The organism is Xenorhabdus cabanillasii (assembly GCF_003386665.1).
GTDB classification, from domain to species: domain Bacteria; phylum Pseudomonadota; class Gammaproteobacteria; order Enterobacterales; family Enterobacteriaceae; genus Xenorhabdus; species Xenorhabdus cabanillasii.
In genome coordinates this window covers 2,517,953-2,539,509 of record NZ_QTUB01000001.1, presented here as the reverse complement: position 1 = coordinate 2,539,509, position 21,557 = coordinate 2,517,953, and the positions used below count along the sequence as shown (strand labels likewise).

At 45.2% G+C, this 21,557-nt stretch carries 11 protein-coding genes; 2 read left to right on the top strand and 9 right to left on the bottom strand.

What is annotated here, in order from left to right; genetic code table 11:
• Positions 1-120: 120 nt before the first annotated feature.
• The 8 genes from BDD26_RS12225 to yfcD form a co-directional block, all read right to left on the bottom strand.
• Positions 121-918 (bottom strand): amidohydrolase, encoded by a 798-nt coding sequence (locus BDD26_RS12225; protein WP_115826674.1) that lies wholly within the window; start codon positions 916-918, stop codon positions 121-123.
• Between the two features lie 52 nt (positions 919-970).
• A complete protein-coding gene (locus BDD26_RS12220) occupies positions 971-2,203 on the bottom strand; it encodes an SDR family oxidoreductase (protein WP_115826673.1) in 1,233 nt (410 codons plus the stop codon).
• Between the two features lie 111 nt (positions 2,204-2,314).
• Complete coding sequence (locus tag BDD26_RS12215; protein WP_038264832.1) at positions 2,315-3,082, bottom strand: SDR family NAD(P)-dependent oxidoreductase; 768 nt, start codon at positions 3,080-3,082, stop codon at positions 2,315-2,317.
• The gene (locus BDD26_RS12210; protein WP_038264834.1) at positions 3,079-6,114 is read right to left on the bottom strand and encodes a PfaD family polyunsaturated fatty acid/polyketide biosynthesis protein; all 3,036 of its coding nucleotides are present in this window, start codon (positions 6,112-6,114) and stop codon (positions 3,079-3,081) included. The genes BDD26_RS12215 and BDD26_RS12210 overlap by 4 nt, the downstream gene beginning before the upstream one ends.
• A complete protein-coding gene (locus BDD26_RS12205) occupies positions 6,111-10,571 on the bottom strand; it encodes a hotdog fold thioesterase (protein WP_115826672.1) in 4,461 nt (1,486 codons plus the stop codon). The genes BDD26_RS12210 and BDD26_RS12205 overlap by 4 nt, the downstream gene beginning before the upstream one ends.
• Positions 10,572-10,774: 203 nt before the next feature.
• Positions 10,775-16,828, bottom strand: a complete 6,054-nt coding sequence (locus tag BDD26_RS12200) for a type I polyketide synthase (RefSeq protein WP_115826671.1) — start codon at positions 16,826-16,828, stop codon at positions 10,775-10,777.
• A gap of 191 nt (positions 16,829-17,019) precedes the next feature.
• Positions 17,020-18,030, bottom strand: coding sequence for a DUF6347 domain-containing protein (locus tag BDD26_RS12195; RefSeq protein WP_038264840.1), 1,011 nt, complete (start codon positions 18,028-18,030; stop codon positions 17,020-17,022).
• A 471-nt stretch (positions 18,031-18,501) separates the two neighbouring features.
• The gene (gene yfcD, locus BDD26_RS12190; protein ID WP_038264843.1) at positions 18,502-19,023 is read right to left on the bottom strand and encodes an NUDIX hydrolase YfcD; all 522 of its coding nucleotides are present in this window, start codon (positions 19,021-19,023) and stop codon (positions 18,502-18,504) included.
• Positions 19,024-19,235: 212 nt separating this feature from the next.
• Between yfcD and BDD26_RS12185 the strand changes: the two genes are divergently transcribed.
• Together BDD26_RS12185 and BDD26_RS12180 are read left to right on the top strand one after the other, a co-directional pair.
• A complete protein-coding gene (locus BDD26_RS12185; protein WP_115826670.1) occupies positions 19,236-19,850 on the top strand; it encodes a glutathione binding-like protein in 615 nt (204 codons plus the stop codon).
• Between the two features lie 196 nt (positions 19,851-20,046).
• Positions 20,047-20,961 carry a TIGR01777 family oxidoreductase gene (locus BDD26_RS12180; RefSeq protein ID WP_038264849.1) on the top strand — a complete coding sequence of 305 codons (915 nt, stop codon included), beginning with the start codon at positions 20,047-20,049 and terminating at the stop codon, positions 20,959-20,961.
• On the opposite strand, the gene BDD26_RS12175 is transcribed toward BDD26_RS12180, so the two are convergent.
• On the bottom strand, positions 20,958-21,539 hold the full coding sequence (locus BDD26_RS12175) for a UbiX family flavin prenyltransferase (protein WP_038264852.1): 582 nt from the start codon (positions 21,537-21,539) through the stop codon (positions 20,958-20,960). The genes BDD26_RS12180 and BDD26_RS12175 overlap by 4 nt on opposite strands.
• Positions 21,540-21,557: the final 18 nt, after the last annotated feature.

The window sequence follows — 21,557 nt, the reverse complement described above, 5'->3', positions numbered from 1 at the left end:
AAAATAGCTTTGATACGTGACAAAACAGCCCCGGGCGTCATGCCAGAAAAGGCATATCCCCCAAATCCATTCTTTCAACACTTATTTCTGCAATTTCCTGCGAAATCTCAATTCAGAGCGTTACTCTCTCAAAATGCTCTCTTTTAAAACAAAAGGATCTGCATCTTTCAGGAAAGGAAAGCGTTCTCTGACATCCCGTACATGAGCAAGAGAGATGGTCATGGTGTTTACTGCCTCGTTATCCCGCTCGTGCAGTAAGATTTCACCCAACGGATCGATCAACATGGTATCACCGGCATAGTCGAGCTGATTACCATCCTGCCCCACACGATTGACCCCGATGACATAGCTCTGGTTTTCAATTGCACGTGCCTGCAACAGAGTGCACCAGTGCAGGGAGCGTTTGGCAGGCCAGCTGGCGATATAAAGCGCTGCATCGTAGTGGCCATTGATATTGCGTGACCAAATCGGGAAACGCAGGTCATAACAGATAAAAGTGGCGATCTTCCAGCCTTTGAAGTCCACTATCAGCGGGGCATTACCTGCTGTGTATTCATGATCTTCCTGGGCGAAAGAGAAGAGGTGTTTTTTGTCATAGTGGGCAATGGAGCCGTCTGCATTGACCCACAACAGACGGTTATAGAAATGCTGGTTTTCAGTGATAATCATGCTGCCGACAATCGTACACCCCTTCGCGGCCGCCTGCTTTTTCATCCACTGAATACTGGGGCCATCCATCGTTTCAGCAATAGCTTGTGGCTTCATACTGAACCCTGTAGTGAACATCTCCGGCAAAATGATCAGATCACTATCAGTTAATTGCGCGATGTGGCGTTCGATATATTCACGGTTTTTTGTTGCATTTTCCCAAACCAAATCGGTTTGAATCATCGTGACTTTAAGATTCTGAGCAATCATTGCAAACTCCGTTTCAATATATGTTTTGTTATTTATTTTTTATCAACATTCATTACAGGTCAGCATCAAACAGGTGTTCCATATAACCACTCTGTGCCGACATTTTGCGGATTTCGCCCTTTTCTCCCTGCTGTTGAGGAGGCGGAATGAAATCGGATCCAATCAAGTAGTTGAAGTAACGGAAAAGCAGTGTCTTATCTGATGGTGGACAGTGAATGCCGCTGCCACTGAGTAAATCCATTGTCATCTCTGTGGCATATTTGGCTTTTTCATTCATTTCTATGCCGCTATGAGCGAGTGCCAATATGTCAGTAAAAACTGAACGGTAAGGTTTCCCGTTGAGATACATACAATTTTGTGCCAACGCTTCCATGTAGTCATCGTTGTTAACAGTCTCAATGCGATAACCGAATTCTCTCAGGAAGAAAACAATATCGTTGAAAGTGATCGGATCGGGAGCCGTCAGGTGAAGGGTTTTTCCATTAAATTTTTCGATATCTAAAATGGCATACAATGATGCTTTCGCGACATAATCCACCGGAGAAATATCAAAATCTTCCTGTGAATTGAAAGTGAGTCCCGTCTCCACCAACGCCCTGATCATTTCATAATAAATGCCTTTGACTTTAGTTTGCCGCAATGGGTAGCTGCCATCGGTACTATCACCCCAAATATTGCCGGGACGTACAATCACCCACTTAAGGCCTTTTTCCCCCGCACGATGGACAGCCTGTTCCGATTCAAATTTGGTACGTTCATAATCCATGTCATCAAATCTCTGCCCCACATCAAGATCCGTTTCATGCAGAACGAAACCGTCATGATATAAATGTTCTCCCACCACACTAAAGCTGGAGGTATAAAGCAGCGGTATATTGCCCTGCAGGCAGAATTCAATGATATTTTGTGTTCCCGACACATTAACAGGCGCAAGCCGGCCATAAGATGCCACCAGACTGGTCCAGGCCGCACAATGGATCACCCTGTCAATTTTGCCGGTTAATGCTGAGTAAAGCTCTGCTGTCAGCCCAAGATCTGTTTTCGTAATATCACCCAATACAGGAATAATACGGTGAAGCTGGTCTCGGCTCCGTTTTTCCTGATCGTAGGTGAATAAAAAATCTTCCAAACGCGCCAGTGCCTGTGAATTATTTTCAGCTCTTATCAGGCAATATACACTGGCATCAGTTGTAGTTAGTATTTCAAGTAAGACCCTGCCCCCCATGACACCTGTTGCGCCGGTAATTAAGATGTTTTTGGTATCTTTTTTGGTATGGTTGAGCATGTTTATCCCCTGCACCTAGTGATTAAATGTGTTACTTGCTGTTTTTTCATACCTGTCATCTTCAGGTAGCAGCTTTACTGGCTGCCCCCTGAGACCTATCGGAATACGCTTTTATATGGTGCCAACACGCATTCCACCATCCAGTGCGATCACTGCGGTATTGAGATAATTGGTTTTACAACTTGCCAAAAATCCCACAACTTCAGCCACATCATCTGACGTTCCCCAACGCCCGACAGGCACAATCGAACGTACAATCTTATCTTCTGCCGCAGATTCCATCGGGCCAGAACTGACGAACTGCTCCAGCATGTCAGTTTTACAAATCCCCGGAGCAATAGCGGTGACACTGATATTCAACGGTCCCAGTTCACGGCCCCAGGATTCTGTAGCAGAAATTAATCCCGCTTTTGATGCGCCATAAGCAGCACTTCCCGCCGCTCCCCAAATGCCAGCAACGGAAGCGATATTGATGATGCGCCCATATTTCTGCTGCGCCATATGGCGGACAAAAATCGTTGTACAGTTAAAAGCACCGACCAGATTGACATCGATCACTTTGGCGGCCTCCGGCAATCCTCTGCCCGACAGGCAAAAAGCCCGGTGGATAATGCCTGCATTGTTCACCAGAACAGTGATCGTCTTACCTAATGTTTCCGTAATCCGTTGCTCCGCCTGTTCGACGGAGGCGATATCAGTCACATCCATTTCAAAGACTGTCAGGGATTCAGGGTGCCCGAGGCGCTCCTTCAGGAGCGCCAGTTTTTGTATGCTGATATCCGTTGCAGCCACCAGATAACCAATATCCAACAGTGTCTTAGTGATCGTGGTGCCGAATCCCCCTGCCGCACCGGTTACAACAGCAATTTGCCGACTCATCCAGCCAACCCTTCTTTAAATGTGATATCAATCACTTTGCGGGCATTTTCCATTGCATCAAAGATCCGCTCCTCGAAGAAACGTACATCATCCTGTGACATCAACAGGTTAGGGTACATGCGGGACAACGGAGAGAACTGGATACCATAGCGTTTGGATATTTCACGAATAATGATGTCGCAGAATTTAACCTTATCGCTGTAACCTTCAGAAGAGGTGACAGGAGTGTTCTGAGAGTGATAAACCAAGGCGGTCGGCATTCCCTGTACAACCAGTGGCAGGTCAACAGCTTCTGCGGCTTTCACAAAGACATTGGAAATCTGGCGCATAACGTCACCCATACGCTCATAACAGCCGGGATCTTCCTCAATCAACCTGAACGTTGTCTGGACAGCAGCCAGCCCAAGCGGATAACCATTGAACGTCCCTGCGTGGATAACTTTCCCACGGGTGTACAGATTCATAATGTCACGGCGACCGGCAATAGCGGAGATTGGCATAGCACCGCCGCCCAATGCCTTACCGAAAGTTGCCAGATGAGGGGTTACACCCAGTATTTTCTGTGCGCCTCCCAACCCCAAACGAACACCGGTGATGATTTCGTCGAAAATCAGCACAATATTATATTTCTCACACAGTGCTTTGGTTTTCTCCAGATAGCCTTCAACAGGGAAAATACCCCCGCCGTTAATGCAAAGCGGCTCCATCAGAACAGCGGCAATTTCATTGTGGTAGCGCTCTACCGTGGCAGTTAATATATCGATGTCATTCCACGGCAGCATGAAAGACTGATCGGTAATAACTTTAGGATCGCGTCCCAGTGTATCTAACAAGTCACCTTTGAACTGCTCTGGCACCGGGTAAGTCAGATCCTGCTTCTTGCGCCAGCCCATAATGTTGTCAGCATTGCCATGATAGTGACCGTGGAAACGAATAAAACGGTTTTTGCCAGTAAAAGCACGGGCAAGACGCAGCGCATTTTGTACCGCTTCTGTTCCGCTCAGACAAAAACGGACCATTTCAGCACAAGGGATGTGTTTGACCATCGTTTCACAAACATCGACTTCCAAATCACAGGTGTCAACGGAAGTCACTTTATTCATGTATTCGATCAACGAACTGTTGTAAGCCTCATTGTGATGCCCAACCAGTAATGCGCCAAATTTGCAGAACAGATCCAGATGTTCATTTCCATCCAGATCCCACACACGGGATCTTTCCCCGCGATTAAACGGGATCACCAACGGACGCTCAGGATCACCAAAGTTATAGTGTGATCCGCCGGGCATCAGATCCCAGCATTTTTTATAAAAGCCTTTTGAATTGTCCAGACATAATTTTGTTGAAGCATCCATAGATTCTTTACTCCTCACCTTTGATTCTTGCTCATATTTTTGGTCGGGTTGTTCGTGATCGGATTGTTTTTGATCAGACAGTTTGTGATTAAGCAACACATGCCGTTTCACTTGTTCAGGTACAACAACATTGAGTAATTCGAGTAATGCTATACGGGTCAGACAGGCCGCCCCATTCATCAATAACTTGGCGATGTCACTGACATATCTGTTTTCAACCGCTTCAAATGGAGTGCCTTTCAGCCATTCGTTCATGGCCCCCATGGCCGCACCACACCAGATTTGGTAATCCATATTGCGTACAGAATCACCGGTAATCGCCCAACGGGACGATTGACCGAGATACCACTGGAAGACCAGCGCCATTTTTTTCTTCGGCTGTTTTTCTGCTTTAGTAATGGTGTCGGGCTGGTTGAGGGTACGGAAATAATGGATAGTTTCCTGCCAGATGTCTGACAGTGGCTTATGAAATACCTGTTTTTCCAGCAGGGTAATTTCTTGTTCAGGTATCTCATCCAGACTGTCATATTGTTTATATAGGTTGTACAGTTTCTGCGCCCGCACAGCGTACATACTACCTTGTTTCAGCACCTGTACTTTGGCACCCAGTTCAAACATATCCGCTGACGGTGCAGTGGCAACATCATTGATCCGGGCTTGTGCCAGCATTTTTTTCACAGCATCAGATGTTCCCGCTTCCACACAGCTCTGGTTGATTGAACCAGTGACAACATAAGCGGCTCCCAGTGCAAAAGCTGCCAGAATGGCATGAGGTGTTCCCAGACCACCCGCAGCGCCAATCCGTACCTGACAGTGATGATGGGCTCCGTTTTGGGTTTCATCTGCGATTTCATCCCGTAGCTGTACAACGGAACGGAAAATACAGGCCAGAACACCTTGATCGGTATGCCCGCCGGAATCGCCTTCTACGGTGATGTCATCTGCCATTGAAACTTGTCGTGCCAGCTCTGCCTGTTCCGGGGTAATAAGCCCGTCTGCCAGTAATTTTTGCAGCATGTTTTCGGGAGCCGGACGCAGGAAGTGCTGTGCCACTTCCCGGCGGGAAACTTTGGCAATCAGGCGATGGTGACGCAGGATTGTGCCATCAGACTGTTGGGCCAGACCACTGACACGGTAATAGACCAGCGCCGGACTGAGATTGATATAAGCCGATGCTTCAACTACTCGCACCTGATTTTCTATACACAGACGCACACAAGCCATTTCCCATTCAGGATTGCCGGGGTTATGCAGCAAATTGACGCCGAATGGCCCTTCCGGCAATGCCTGCCGGATACGTGCAATTGCTTCTGCAATCCGCTGAATACGCAAGCCACCGGAACCAAAGATCCCCAGAATGCGCTGTTTGCCTAATGCGATAACCATCTCTTCCGAGTGGATACCGTTAGCCATGGCACCAGCATAATAGGCATAATCCACACCATAATCTGCCATGAAGCCGGCATCTCCTAAACTGCCTGCCGTTATTGCCGGCAGGTTGCCCAGAACAGAAGCCTGTTCTGCCACCGGCTCATCTGCTGGTAACAGTGAAACGGATAAGCCGGATTTTACAACCCGCAGTTCGGCAGCCAAATCTTGCAAACGGGAGAGACTTTCCATCAACAGATGTGCTTTTGGTTGGTGACCCGATAAATTGACAGATAAATGCTGATTCATTTTGTCGCATCCTGTTCCCGTTCTGCTACACCTGCTCCGGTCTTTTGCTGTGACTGACGACGGACATACCGTACTCCCATGTTGTCACTGATCCCGACCACACTGCCGCGGTATAAAGTTTCTGTAATGAAAAACAGAGTGACAGATTCCAGTTTGTCGTTTATGTCCGTATAGCGGGCTTCAATGGATTTACAGGTCAGCCGGTATTGCAGCACATTCCGCTCACATTGCACTTCACCACGGAATTTGGCATTGGTTGTATGATCGGTCAGCGTCTGCACTTCCAGATCAGGCAGGGAATTTAACCCAAGATAGAACAGGTAGAATTTCATCAATTGTTCCGAACCTTCCACCAGCAGGGTTCCCGGCATAACAGGATCATTTTTGAAATGCGCCTTAAATGCCCAGTGTTCTGGATCGATATCAAACTCACCCACTATTTGCCCCAGACCAAACATTCCCCCTGTTGTGTCAACACTGAGGATCCTGCTTAACATACGGGTATCAGGTGTACACAGGTTTTCGCCATGGATACGACCATATTGGGAACCGAAACAGGCTGTCAGATCACCATTCATCACGTAGGTGATGTCCTGCTCGGTGAATGTTGTCCGGCCACAATGCAGCAATTCCTTATGTAAGAATTCGGCATATGACGGCTCATGTTGTGATTGTCTGTTTTTTGATAACAGCGTGAACGGTTTTACCGCTCCGTCTGGTTTGGCTCTGGTAAGATAGGCTCTGGTATCAAATTCCCCCGCTTGCTCAATTTCTTTACGGCTGAAGAAACCGGAAGTCGCTGCCAGTCTGAATACCAGACGTTCCCCCACGTAGCAGAAGTACTCATAGTTCGCCAGAAAGCGGCCACCTATCCGTATGACTGAGGTAATATTGACGCGTCCGCGCAATACTTCGCCTGCCTTTGGCATTTCGCTGTAAATTGTCGTGCTGCAATCCACTGCCCGGTAGCAAAGCTGTCCTTTGAACATCATGTCACAGCCTATAACTGTAAACGCCACGATCATCGCATGAGATGACTCCAGCGCGACAAAGGAAGGAATACGACCATTCACGACATACCATGCATCTTCAGGGATATCGTACTCCCACTCAATGTAGCAGGGTTCCAGTTTGTCTTTTACAGCAGAAAGCGCGGTAATACGGGAAACAAACATAAACGGTGGCGATGGCATGCGGGTACGTATCGGATAGCTGTCCACTTCCGCATAAGCAGCTCCCAGAATCTTCTCCACGCTGCCGTCGGTTAATTCCAGTAATTGTTGTTCGTCAAAAATTACCGGCAAAGTTATCTCTGATTTTTCCGGCATAACCTTTGTAACAGCAGGATCGGTAACTGTCATGGATTCCGAATTTATTGACGGTGTGCCTGGCATTTCTGCCAAATGCTGTTTTATCAATTGATAAAATGTCTGTTCCAATTGCAGATAACGCAGTTGAGTATTGGCATTACGGATGAAATGGTTAACTTCCATTGACAGCGGCATTTTCTGAGTTGTTTCTGCCTTGTTTAGTTCTGCCTTGTCCGGCTCGTTTGACGATACGGCAGCCACAGCCAGCGCTGCGAAACGATCCATAGTCTGGGCGTTGAGAATGAATTCCTCTACTGTTTTTTCTCTCGCAACATAGACCGTCACTTTCAGTCCGGGCTGATCTGACGCCGGTAGCCTGGTTGGACGCGCACGTTTTCCGTTCCGGGGTTCACTTAAAATCACATGATTGTAAGAGCGGTCGATACCCAGGTGACTGATTGCGGCACGACGAGGGGCTTTGACTGGCGCTGGCCACACCTGAGTTTGTACTGGTAAGTGGAATCTCCCCTCTGCATAATGTGCCAACTCCTGACGATGGGGGTAATCCGGCAATACCGGCAAGTACCGCTGTGTCAGTTGCAGGGCCGATTTTATAATGCCGAACAGGCCAGCAGATGCAGACAGATGTCCGTAATTGGCTTTCAGGGTGCCGATAGCCTTCGTTGGTTGCCCGTCTGTCACACCATAAACCCGCCCCAACGCAGACAATTCAGTCGCAATCTCCCCGGATTTTCCGCCCGCATACAACTCAATATAACCGACCTGATCTGCGCTACAACCGGCTGCGGTCAGGCTTGATTGCGCGGCTGCCACAATGGCATCTTCATTTACTGTGAAATCAAGGGAGTGATCAGGCAGATAACAAGTACCAATCCCATCCAGCACGGCATAAATCGGTGTATTGTCACTAATGGCATCCTGTTCGCGTTTGAGAACAATCACTCCGCCACCATCCCCGACTACCTGATTTCCGTGCTCAGACTGGTGATCCCACAACACATTTTCCAGAGTGCCGCCGAAACTGCTACAGGCAACCATCACCGCATCCACATGTTGTCTGGTCAGCATAAACTGGGCCAGTTCCAGTGCCTTAAACGGAGAGTTTTCTTCACCATAGAGCGTAAATGCCGGACCATTCAGTTTCAAATGTGCCGCCAGACGGCTCGCCACAATATTACCAATTCCCCCGGTAATACCTTCGGGATAAGGTTTCGGGAACAGGCTATCCTTTACGATCTCCTGCAAAGCAAGGGTATCTTCTGCCGACAATTGAATACCGTGACTACTCAGGCTCTGTTTCAATTGCCAGCTAATTTCATTGCGTACCTGGTAACGCAGACAGCTATAGTCGATACCTCCCGCCACAATTACCGCAATATTGCGCTTACTGCCATCCAATTGATAACCGGCATCAAGAAATGCACGTTCCGCGATAGGCAACAGGAACAGGTGACAACTTAAATGTGCTCCGACAACATTCGGTGGCAATTTGAATTTCTTACAGTCAAATTCAAATGTTTCGATATAGGAGCCTAAAGGTGGCTGACTCACTCCACGCATTGCCAGTACATCAGAGCGTTTCTCCATGCCAATCCAACGGGTTTTCGGCAGTGGATAGAAGTGCTGAATGCCTTGTTGTAATGCCTGATCCAGCGTCTGATTATCCTCAGTTTTCGCCATATGTACGCCGATACCGACAATGGCCAGCGGATCAGTTTTCTGCGTTTTTTCTGACTGGAATGGTATACAAGCGGCCCGTCGTTCAGGGGTATCTTCACTGACGACCATATGCCCGTTAACGCCACCGAAACCAAAGGCATTAATACCCGCGCGTTTAGGCCGCTGACTTTCGGGCCAGGGTCTGGTTTTCCGTACAATATGATCGATATTGAGCTTCCCTTTGGGCGTTGAAACCAGTTGATTGACCCGTGGCGTGGCAGGGATCAGATTATGCTGCATAGCTAACAAGACTTTCAGCAGACTCCCCATACCAGATGCAGTGAGCATGTGACCATTGATAGCTTTATTAGCACCAATTAATGGAATTTTTCCCTGTCCATCAAGCTCATGTTCACCAAAAAAGGTTTCGATAGTCGATAGCTCGATTTGATCCCCGATATTAGTGCCGGTTGCATGACACTCAATGTAATCGATATTCCGCGAACTATTCCGGTAGGCGCGTTCCAATGCAACGTTCTGCCCTTGCTGATCGGGTACTAACAAATGCTTAGTACCCGCATCGTTGGACAAGCCAATAGATTCAACTATGCCATAGATTTTATCGTTATCACGGACAGCATCGGCGTAACGCTTGATAGCAACAATGCCAACACCCTCACCGGCTTTTACGCCTTTGGATGCTTTGTCAAAAGGAATAGACTCTCCCTTTTCAGGGAAGACCTGCAATATATTAAATCCGTGATCGATATAGATATGGTCCACATGGCAAATTGACCCAACCAGCATCATGTCTGCCTTGTGGCTGAGAAGATAATCAGCGCCCAGTTTGATGGCATACAGCGCCGACGCACATGCGGCATCAAGGCAATAACGGGGACCTGCCAGTCCAAGTGCCAATGCAGCAATTGTGGCATTGTGTCCGCCGGTTATTAAATTCTGGTCAGAATGATTAGCCTGTGGCCAGAAATGATTAAATCGGAAATCCGGTTGTCCAATTAATTTTTGAATATAGGGTTGTAATATTTTGTGATAGAACGGGCTCATTAATTTCTTAGTTGAATGAGTCGGCATACCGATACTACCGAGAATTAATCCCGTTTTTTGCAATACATTTTTATGCTGGCGATAGCCACTGTCGTTTAATGCCTGATCTGCCGCATAGATTGTCCATTTAAATAGATCATCCAGTGTATTTAATTCTTCTTCCGGCAAGTTATATCCTTTGCCATCAAAATGAAAATCACGGACGTGTCCATTATTGACATAATTAATGGTGTCAGGTGTACCGGCAACCGGAGAATAATAACAGGCCGGATCAACCCCCAATTCCAGAGCCGATAAAGGTGTGGAACAATCCTTTTCGCGTAACAGATTATCCCAATATTTTTCAGGGGTATCTGCTCCGGGAAATAAACACCCGACCCCAACAATTGCAATATGTTCCATAAAGGAGAGACTCCTTAATATGATAGCGTTCCCCTGAGCGAATATTTTCGCTCAGGTATATTAGCAACCTGACTTTTATTATTTATAACTCATGATTATTTTTCATTATTCAGCATAATTTTTTCACTATTTAATTTCTTAATTATTTAATGACTCCATTATTTAATGGAGTCATTCTTTTATGATTTTTATACTTTCACTTTTCAAATTGCAGCGTTATTGATTACATTCCGTAATTTATTAGGTATCGTTTTTTTCGGAGCCATATAAGTTTTCCCTCCAATGGTAATCTGACGTGAACGGGGATCACTAAACTCACGTACAAAACGTTTTGTTCCTTCGTCAAGCGGAATAATCACCATGTTCTGAGCCTCATAAGCCCGTTTGAGAACATCGCTGACCATACCACCATCCCACGGCCCCCAGTTCACTGAACGGATTATCTGGCTGTTTTTGCCACCGAACGGCAGACAGGCAAATTTATTCAGCGTCTCGTTTGCCAGTGAATAATCGGTTTGCCCCGCGTTACCAAAGAAGCCGGAAACTGATGAAAACAGCATGATGTGGCGCAGAGATGTGCAATCCAACCCACGACATACGTTTTCAAGCCCTTTGACTTTGGCATTAAACACCGAATGTAAATCCGCCAGCGTTTTCTTTTCGATCCGCTTATCCGCCAGATTTCCGGCACCATGAATTAAACCTGTTATCGGCCCAAACTGCTGCCGGGCTTGCTCCAATACCCTCTTCACCTGTTCCTGAACAGTGATATCACAATGCAGATATATAACCCGCGCCCCCGCTTGCCTGATCGCCTGTAATGTGGCATTGATTTCATCAATATTGATCAGGCGGCTCAACATATTATTAACCTTAACCGGTGTCGGCTGAATCCCTTGTCTTTGCAGATGGGCAATAGCTGCCGTTTTGCGTTCAGCCAGGGTTGTTTTGCCTACAGACCATTCCGGTAACGGTGCAGTCATATCGGTACGTCCGAGCAGAATAAAAGCCGCCTGACTCTGTTTTGCCAGTTCAATAACACAGTGTGCTGTAATACCACGGGCTCCCCCTGTCACAACCAGTACATCATGAGGGCTGACCTGCATAGCTGATGCCACTGGTAATACTTTTTCTTCCTTCAGCGCCAATGTCATGCGTTCACCAGTTACACTGCGTCCAATTTCTGCCACATCAGTCCGGCTATCCTGAAGCTCTTCTATCACTATCTTTGCCACGTCGCTGTCTTTCATTCTGGCATCAATGTCTACGGTGCGGCAGAAGACATTCCCCCATTCGATATTCAGCGATTTGGTCAATCCAGTGATGCCCGCAGAAACAATCGGTAAGTATTCACGCCCGGAAGTCAGCAGTTCACCATCCCCCCGCATAATTACCATAAAGTATCCCGGCTGTTTCCCGTCACGGGTAAGGCTGCTTTGCAGACGTTTTGCCAACAGGAAAGTAGTTTCAACTGAGCGGTAATCCTGCTCATTGAATACATCAGCCAACGCCTTGACTTCCTGTTTCAGAGCCTGCAAGTAGATGACTCCTTCAATAGTGCCATGTTGCTGTTCAATATTTGTCAGTACAGCATCCAGCACAGATTCATCACCCATTGCAGCCTGATTTTGCTTCAGTGACAAAACGACCACTTGCTGTCCCTGCCGTTCCAGTGCTTCTACGATGTTCTCTACGACCGTATTTTCTGCGCCCAGGTTATCCACACTGGTTATTGCCTCATCCACCACCAGCCAGCGTTTGGGAGATGAAAAGACATCCTGCAAACAATCCGGCATTGGCAGAGGTTGTTTCACCACTGCAAAACGGGAAACGGGCGAATCTGCAAAAAGCTTTTCTTCATCTTCTTTATTTAGTGCAATTTTATGATTCAGTTCAGGCTGAACCGCAGAGGACACCACCCGTTGCGATTCAGCTAGCGGCTTTTTTACGCTGTAGCCCTCAGATGAAGCCGTTGTCGAGGTGACAAATCCCAATGACCGCAATTTATCGGCTGCCCCTCCACTGCTTTCCGCAACAACAACTTGCTCTTTTTTATGATGTTCTACAGATGGCTGCACCTGTTCTGTCTCAGATCCGAGTCCCTTGTTATACAAGGCACTCACTGCTTCATCGATCATTTGTTTAAAGAAGTCACTCATCCTGGCGATAGTGCTCAACGAATCGACTTCGAAGTTTTCCATATCTTTATTTCTTGCTGCCTCACTGTGAAGCCCCATGTTCGCAGAGAACGCATCAAACATCGCCCCGAAGATTTCCAGCCGCTTAATGGAATCAATACCCAGATCCGCTTCCAGATCCATCTCTGGGCTGATCATATCCTGCGGATAACCGGTTCTTTCACTGACAATGTTGATCAATTGGCTGATGATGCTTTCTTCAGTGATCCGCTCAAGATGTTTGATCAGCTTTTCCACTTCAGGATCAAGTACTTTCACCTGCACTTTGACGACCGCTTTTTCCGGTTCTGGCTCAGGCTTAATCGGTTCATTAGCAGATTCAGAAGCAGCCATTGATACCACTGGCGTAACCGGAACTTCCTCAGTCTTAGGTATTTCCGCTATTTCTGGCATTTCTGGCATCTCTGGCATCATTGGACGCACTGCCTCAACCTCAACTTTTTCCACCATTTCTACCGGCTGCATGTTAGGTACAGGGGCAGAAATAGATTCAGCAGGTTTTACCGGAGCAGAATATTCGACAACAGATTGAGTCAGACGGCTAACCGATGCCATAACAGGTGCTACCTGCCCGGACTGGAACAGGCTTTGTTGCGTCATAAAATAGCGTTCATGATTGGTATGGTATAATTCGAGGTTTTTGTCCAACAGTTGAACGCTTTGACTCAAACTGGAGAGCATCGTTGGCAGGTTCTGGTGATCTTTGCAACTTTCCAGCAAACTGTATTGTTTCTCCAGTAACATACTCAGCAACTGGATGTACTCTTTTTGATTCGTCTGAAATTGCTGATGTAGTTGACTCATTACCTGTTGAGCCTGCAACAGTCCATTTAATGTGTCAGCATTTTGGCTTTCGCTCAATTTATTATTCTGTTCCATAGGGTTATCTCGTCTTTGAATAATTGTCAGAACGTTCTGTTGGAGAAATTCGGCTGAAACAGGTTGCTTGTGTTCAATCACCTTTTCAGTCTTCTTTTCAATCTTGCTTTCAATCTCGTTTTCAATGTAACTTTCAACGGCATCTTCGACGTTATCGACGACGCCGCTTTCAACTTCATGTACAGGGTGACTTTCAATTTCTGTCAATACTGCCTTTTCTGGCTGTGGCAATGATCCTGCGATAAACCGCTCAACAACAGTATGATCACCATCACGTAAAGCATGTTGACGTCGCGCTTTATTCTTCTCGGATAAGAAGAAACCGCCGCTTAGTCTGAATGTCAGACGCTTACCTTTATCTTCTTCCACTGGCTGGGGGCGGACATGCTGGTTTATATCCGACAGCCTGATACCTTCTGCCAGTAATTTGGCCTGAGCACGGGCTAACTGTAATCTCTCTTCCCCTTTATCACTGGGGTTGGTTGAAATCACGGTATGTTCCCGGTTTTTCAGAATATCAGACACTAATTTGCCTAAGACACCTTTCGGCCCGAACTCAACAAATAAGCGCCCTCCCTGCTGGTAAATTGCCTCTATGGTCTGACGGAATTTAACTGGTTTTATCAGTTGTTCTGCCAACAATTCCCGAATTACCCGTGGTGAATTGTCATAGGGTTCTGCTGTTGCACTGGAGAATAATTTGCACTCTGGTGGCTGGAAATGGATATCAGTCAGGCACTCACGGTAAGGCTGATAGGCCGGCTGAATAAATTTCGTATGGAAGGCGGCAGAAACAGGCAGAATACGGCAATGAATATTCTGTTTTTTCAACTCATCATGTAGCTGATTAATCTGGTCAGTTTCTCCTCCAAAGACCACTTGCTGCTCAGAGTTATCATTAGCAATGACAATACCTGTATAACGTTGCAGAATTTCTTCACGTTGTGCATGGGTCAACGAAGCTGCCAGCATCGCACCAGCCTCCGAATCAGTACCACAGAGCTGACTAGCTGATGCAGCGGCCCATCCCCTTGCCAGAGAAACGCGGTGGAAATCTTTCTCGGAAAGTACTCCCGCAGCCCAGAGTGCTGTGACTTCGCCATAACTATGGCCCGCGACAAAATCAGGCCGGAAGCCCATATTTTTTAATATATTGAAATAACCCGCACTGATTGCCCCCAATGCAGGCTGGGCATTGGCAGTGTCTGTCAGCCGCTGCTGCTGTTTCGTATGTTCTTCTTCTGAAAAGGCAGGTACGGGATAAATAACAGGGGACAATTCATGACCTGACTGACTGATAGCGACATCATCCAGCGCTTCCAGTGATTGACGCATTTCAGGATAATCATTGGCAATATCCCGCGCCATATTGACATACTGTGAACCCTGACCAGGGAACAGAGCAACAATCTTGCCAGCCAGTGCTTTTCCTTTAGGCTGATAATAGATCCCGCGAGGATGTTCCCATCCACTGGTGCTATTTTGCTGTAACTGATTAACAGCGACAGAAAGTAATTCCACTGTTTGTGCCACAGATTGAGAAACAAACAAAACTCTGGCCTGATGCGGCTGTAAGTCCTCAATGTCTTGTAACTCCAGATGCCGACGAATGGCATTTTCCGGTAAATCACCCGTGAAACGGGATAAAGCTGCCTCACACTGTGAAAGCAAGTCCGCGGGATTTTCACCTTTAAACAACATGATCCAAGGTGATTCATTCAACCGATAACGGCCGTGTGTCTGTTTTTCATACTCTTCCAGAATAGCGTGGAAGTTAGTACCACCAAAACCAAAGGCACTTAATGCCGCCCGGCGTGGTGCATTGCTGAATGAACGTAGCCACGGTCTGGCTTCACTGTTGACATAAAAAGGACTGTTTTCTGACATCAACAGATCGGTAGGCTTTTTCACATTAATAGTTGGTGGCAATACCTTATGGTGTAACGCCAATGCAACTTTGATCATAGAAGCAGCGCCGGCTGCACAACGGGTATGTCCAATCTGGGATTTGATACTACCGATCGCCACTGATTTCGGGGGGATCTGAAATTCGCCAAACACAGCATGCAGGCTCTTAAGTTCTGTATCATCACCTGATGCTGTCCCTGTACCGTGTGCTTCAACCAGCTGAATATCACCCGGCATAATCCCCGCACTAGCATAGGCCCGTTTCAGAGCTTTTACCTGCCCTTCCAGACGGGGAGCAAAAATACTTTTAGCACGGCCATCACTGGAGGCTTCGACAGATTTTATGATTGCATAGATCTTATCACCATCCAGTTCAGCATCTTCAAGACGCTTCAAAACCAACATACCCACACCATCCCCCAACATCATGCCATCAGCACTCTGATCGAAGGGACGGGATACATTATTTCGCGATAATGCAGGAGTTTTGCTGAAACACAGGAAAGAAAAAATGGAGTTTTCCAGGTTGACACCACCTGTTAAAACCGCATCACAGCTACCAGAATGTAACTCACCAATTGCGGCTTTGATTGCAGCAAGACTGCTGGCACAGGCAGCATCCACCATATAAGATGTGCCACCAAGGTCAAAATAACTGGCAATTCTGCCGCAGGCAACATTGCCCAAAAACCCCGGGAAGCTGTCTTCATTCCACTCAAGGTACATTCCGTGTGCGCGTTCAATAATATCGCTCGCCACTTCTTCGGAAAGACCTGACTTCATCATGATTTCGCGCAAGTAAGGGGCCTGCTGACGGGCAGCCAGCGAGAATGATGTATTACCATTACCGCCTCCCCCCAAAATTACACCAATACGCTCACGATCAACTTGACTGTTTTTCTGATCCAACAAACCGGCATCCTGCATCGCCTGCCTGGCAACATACAGAGCAAATAACTGGGCTGTACTGAGCGAATCGAGAATGGCGGGCGGAATTTTGAACTCCACAGGGTCAAAATCAATAGCAGGCACAAAACCAGCACGATGACCATAAGTTTTATCCGCGGCTGTTGGGTCTGGATGGTAAAAGTCTTCTTTTTTCCAATATTCTTCCTTTGACATCTCAGTGATATCGATCAGCGAATCCTTTTTGCCTATGATATTTTCCCAGAACTTATATAAATTCGGTGCATCCGGGAAATGAGTTGCCATCCCAACGATCGCAATATCCCCACTAATTTTCCTATCATGCAAAAAATACGTCTTGGTCATACATTCCTCGCGTTTTGAACAAAACAGTCTCGTATCCAGCACATATTTAATGCACTGCATTGAGTGTTTTCACTGTCATTCACTGTCATCCGCTGTCAGGGAGATCATTATTAACCTATTAAATATGCTTTCGAAATTTATTCGAATACACATAAGTCAAGGTAGATTGGTAAGATATTCTGACAAGAATGTTACTTATATTTTTGGGATAAAACTTTTGCTCTCCCTCTCAATAACCCGGCTAATGAACCTGCCACGGCGGATGTGGCTCCAACTACAGTTTCAATAACTGTTATTTGTATTGGAGAAAGATGATCAATAGATAAAAAATGCGTCACGATAAAAATTAATGCTATGACACATGCACTAAAAACATGAATTAAAAAATACATTGAGCTTTCATCAAGCTTATCATCTTTTTCAAAGTGTAATAAATTTGCTTTGATATCAAGGATAGTTTGTTTCTGTGTCACATAAGCTATCCATAAAGAAATAATATAGGATGTTCCTCCTGAACTAAAAGCCACCACTGAAACGGTAATTACCTCTGTAAAATTACCACTTTCTTCCCGAAAATAACCATATGCCAGTAAGCCTGCAATCGCACCGGCAATAATTGCCCAAGGTAAAAAATAATTAAATATTATATGTAAGTCACTGTCTTCTTTTCTTACCTCAACTTTTTTTATGGAAAATAGTTTCCCATATGACTCAATAGCGTAATGCTTAAGTCTGGATACAATTAAACAACTTGAAAACACTACCAATAAAAAACTTATAATTAATGCTAACCAAATGTTTAATTGCGATGAAAGTAAGTTATTCTGTAATAAAAAATAAAAGGGAAGTAGTAATATAATATAAAACATTAAGGCATAGAGGGTAATCATCCCCCATAATTGATAAGCACTTCCACGCCCACTGATCAGAACACTTGATTCTCCAACTTTATTTAACAAAGCCCGATGAGTATATTTATCAGAATTGGCTTTGACATTATCATAAATAATTTCAAAAGAAACTGTAATGATAGAAATCAGTGGATAAATAATAAGGTAAACACCTACTGAAGGCGGCTCTCCCCATATACTACAAAGAAAAAAGTAGATCCCACCAATAATAGTAATATCAATAAAAGCACGCACAACAGCATTGGAAAAATCAGCCATTGTCAGACCTTGCTTAAGGTTTAATGCAACCATGACACTCCCCTTGTAAATCTGACTTACTATAAATAATTATCACTGATACCTTTTATCTTTCAAGTCAACGCATTATCGGCTATTTTTATTTTTTTTACTCAAATTGTAACTTGAAACCTATTGAGTATATTTATTATTTTCTATGTTATAAATTTTATAATTCTTACCACTATAAATATATGCGACTGATATTTTCCGTAATAGCGTCTTGTATACATCTAATTGACTATAGTTTCAATGTAAAAAAATTGACTCAATTTAAGAAAGAAAGCTAATTAATCATTTAAAAACAAATAATTAATGCAACTTTACCTATATTAAAAGATTAATTATTGAGTGGTATATAAAAAAAATAATATACATCCTATGAATTTCAAATTGCAGTCAATAAAGCGGCAATGGAAAGATGAAAAACATAAAAGGCTCTTCAGAATGAGGAGCCTGTAAACGTTATCTTTTCAATTACGGATCTCAGCTAACATCTTTTTTATTGCGATCCAACCATAGAGAAAGCGCCTTCAAAGAGTCAGGCGTAAATTCATCGCAACGGGCAGTAATTTCTTCAGGTGACAGCCAGTAAACCGCGGAAACTTCTTCTTCCTGTAACGCGAATGGCCCGTGGCTGACACAGCTGAATAACCCTCCCCATGTACGGCAGATATCTTCCTCATAATAGAAAAGCCCATGTTCCGCAAAAGGAACTCCGGAAATTCCCAACTCTTCTTCAGCTTCGCGGCGAGCAGATTCAAGCATACTTTCACCCACCACCACCACACCACCAGCAGTTGCATCCAATTTACCTGGATAAAAATCTTTTGTTTCTGTGCGATGCTGAACCAATATCTTCCCCATTCCATCATGTACAACAATGTAAGTTGCCCGATGTCTCAAGTTTTGGCTACGCATTTGCTGGCGAGTTGCCTGCGCGATGACTTCATTCTCTGCATTAACGATATCAACCCACTCAATATTTACTGATTTTTCCTGAGTCATCCTAGAAACCTTTACTAAATAATCTATGAGCCTAACTCCTGCTGTGACGGCCTTTCTATCAACAACTTTTAAAATCATGGATCGCACCTGACCGGAAAAATAAATCCACTCACACAGCTATGGAGGATCGATGGCATTTTACAGCCAAACAAAATCAATGCTAATGTAATGAAATTAACATTTATCCTAACATTATTATTACTAGAGGTTATATGATAGATCTATACTACGCTCCTACACCTAACGGCTATAAAATTTCACTGTTCCTTGAAGAAACAGGTCTCCCTTATACCACTCATCCGGTCAATATTGGTGCTGACGAACAATTTACCCCGGAATTTTTAGCCATCTCACCCAATAACAAGATCCCTGCAATTGTCGATCATGAGCCTGCTGATGGAGGGGAGCCTATATCTATTTTCGAATCAGGAGCTATCTTGCTCTATCTGGCAGAAAAAACCGGGAAATTTCTGAGCCAGAATGAACGGGAACGCATTCAACAGCAACAATGGCTATTCTGGCAAGTGGCCGGATTCGGCCCGATGCTTGGGCAAAACCACCATTTCAATCGTTATGCCCCAGAAGTCGTACCCTATGCGATAAACCGCTATGTGACAGAAACTCAGCGTTTATACAAGGTACTGAATACCCAATTGGAAAAAACACCGTATCTTGGCGGCAATGAATACAGTATCGCTGATATCGCCACCTATCCGTGGGCGCTGTGTTATGAATATCAAAAAATTAATTTGCAGGATTACCCTGCTGTTGAAAAATGGCTCGAAAATATCGGTCAACGGCCGGCAACAAAGGCAGCATACAAATAATGATGGAAATTCGTTGAGCAACGAAACTTTTCACTAAAACTTGATGTTGATAACAGATAACAACATATTTCGCTGCTGTATAAACCATCCCTTGCTATAGTCATCAATGATTATACCGATGGATTTCAGGTTGCAGCTAACAAAGCTGAAACTTGAGAGACAAGAGTATATCCACTTTTGGTCACAGGGGGTGGTTATGCATATTTTAGTTACGGGAGGAACAGGGCTGATAGGTCACAAGCTAATCTATCAATTGCTTTCACTCTCCCACTCCATTACCATTTTGAGCCGTTCTCCGCAAAAGGTTTACTCTTTATTCAGTGATAAGGTGGAATGCTGGACGACATTGAATGAACAGAGCAATCTGGACAATTTTGATGCAGTTATCAATCTTGCTGGTGAACCTATCGCTGATAAGCGCTGGACACCAGAACAAAAAAATAAACTTTGCCAGAGTCGTTGGCAATTAACTGAAAAGCTAAGCACTTTAATTCGGGCTGGTGAGTCTCCTCCTTCTGTTTTTATTTCCGGTTCAGCCGTTGGGTATTATGGTGATCAGGGACAAGCCGTTATCTCAGAAAATGATCCTCCCCATGATGAATTCTCTCACCAGCTCTGTGAACGCTGGGAAAAACTGGCATTACAAGCTAAAAGCGAAAAGACCCGTGTATGCCTGTTACGAACAGGTATCGTCTTAGCCAGTAATGGGGGAGCACTGAAAAAAATGCTGCCTCTATTCCGTTTGGGGTTTGGAGGAGCGATAGGAAGTGGCAAACAATATATGCCGTGGATCCATATTGATGATATGGTCAGTGGCATCTATTACTTGCTGGTTTCTCCAGAACTGGACGGCCCTTTCAATATGACTGCGCCCTATCCTGTTCATAATGATCAGTTCAGTGCGATATTGGCAAGAGTCCTGCATCGCCCCGCTTTTATACGTATACCTGCTTTTGTATTAAGAATCGCAATGGGAACAGCGGCAGAACTGGTTTTAGGTGGACAACAAGCTGTGCCCAAGCGGTTGGAAGAAGCTGGATTCGGCTTCCGCTATTTTGAATTAGAAGAAGCCTTAAAAAGTTTATTAAAGGAAAATGCTAACCAGCATTAATCAGTAAGTTTCGCCCCCTGCCAACGATTGAATAAATCCTCTGGCAATTCAATATCAAACTGATCAAGTACACGGTTAACTGTCTGATCAATAATATCCTGAATACACTCAGGGCGGTGATAAAACGCAGGAACTGGCGGCATTATCACTGCCCCTATTTCAGCAACCTGAGTCATTAACCTTAAGTGCCCCAAATGCAATGGTGTTTCTCTGACTCCCAACACCAATTTACGCCCTTCTTTCAAGACAACATCTGCGGCACGGGTGATTAAGCCATCCGTGTAGCTATGCACAATACCCGATAATGTTTTGATAGAACAAGGTAAAATCACCATCCCTGATGTCTTAAATGATCCCGAAGAGATAGAGGCAGCGATATTACGGTTATCGTGCACAACATCGGCAAGAGCCTGAACTTCCCGCAAAGTATAGTCAGTCTCCAGTGCCAATGTTTGTCGGGCTGATTGGCTGATCACTAAATGTGTTTCAATATCTTCTACAGGCTGTAAGACTTGCAGTAACCGGATACCATAAATCGCACCACTTGCTCCTGTCAGCCCGACGATCAGTTTTTTCATGTGTCCCTCTGAGATACT

Bases quoted from the DNA above. Each gene is read 5' to 3' on its own strand.
- BDD26_RS12225 (WP_115826674.1), bottom strand. From the start codon at position 918: ATGATTGCTCAGAATCTTAAAGTCACGATGATTCAAACCGATTTGGTT.
- BDD26_RS12220 (WP_115826673.1), bottom strand. From the start codon at position 2,203: ATGCTCAACCATACCAAAAAAGATACCAAAAACATCTTAATTACCGGC.
- BDD26_RS12215 (WP_038264832.1), bottom strand. From the start codon at position 3,082: ATGAGTCGGCAAATTGCTGTTGTAACCGGTGCGGCAGGGGGATTCGGC.
- BDD26_RS12210 (WP_038264834.1), bottom strand. From the start codon at position 6,114: ATGAATCAGCATTTATCTGTCAATTTATCGGGTCACCAACCAAAAGCA.
- BDD26_RS12205 (WP_115826672.1), bottom strand. From the start codon at position 10,571: ATGGAACATATTGCAATTGTTGGGGTCGGGTGTTTATTTCCCGGAGCA.
- BDD26_RS12200 (WP_115826671.1), bottom strand. From the start codon at position 16,828: ATGACCAAGACGTATTTTTTGCATGATAGGAAAATTAGTGGGGATATT.
- BDD26_RS12195 (WP_038264840.1), bottom strand. From the start codon at position 18,030: ATGGTTGCATTAAACCTTAAGCAAGGTCTGACAATGGCTGATTTTTCC.
- yfcD (WP_038264843.1), bottom strand. From the start codon at position 19,023: ATGACTCAGGAAAAATCAGTAAATATTGAGTGGGTTGATATCGTTAAT.
- BDD26_RS12185 (WP_115826670.1), top strand. From the start codon at position 19,236: ATGATAGATCTATACTACGCTCCTACACCTAACGGCTATAAAATTTCA.
- BDD26_RS12180 (WP_038264849.1), top strand. From the start codon at position 20,047: ATGCATATTTTAGTTACGGGAGGAACAGGGCTGATAGGTCACAAGCTA.
- BDD26_RS12175 (WP_038264852.1), bottom strand. From the start codon at position 21,539: ATGAAAAAACTGATCGTCGGGCTGACAGGAGCAAGTGGTGCGATTTAT.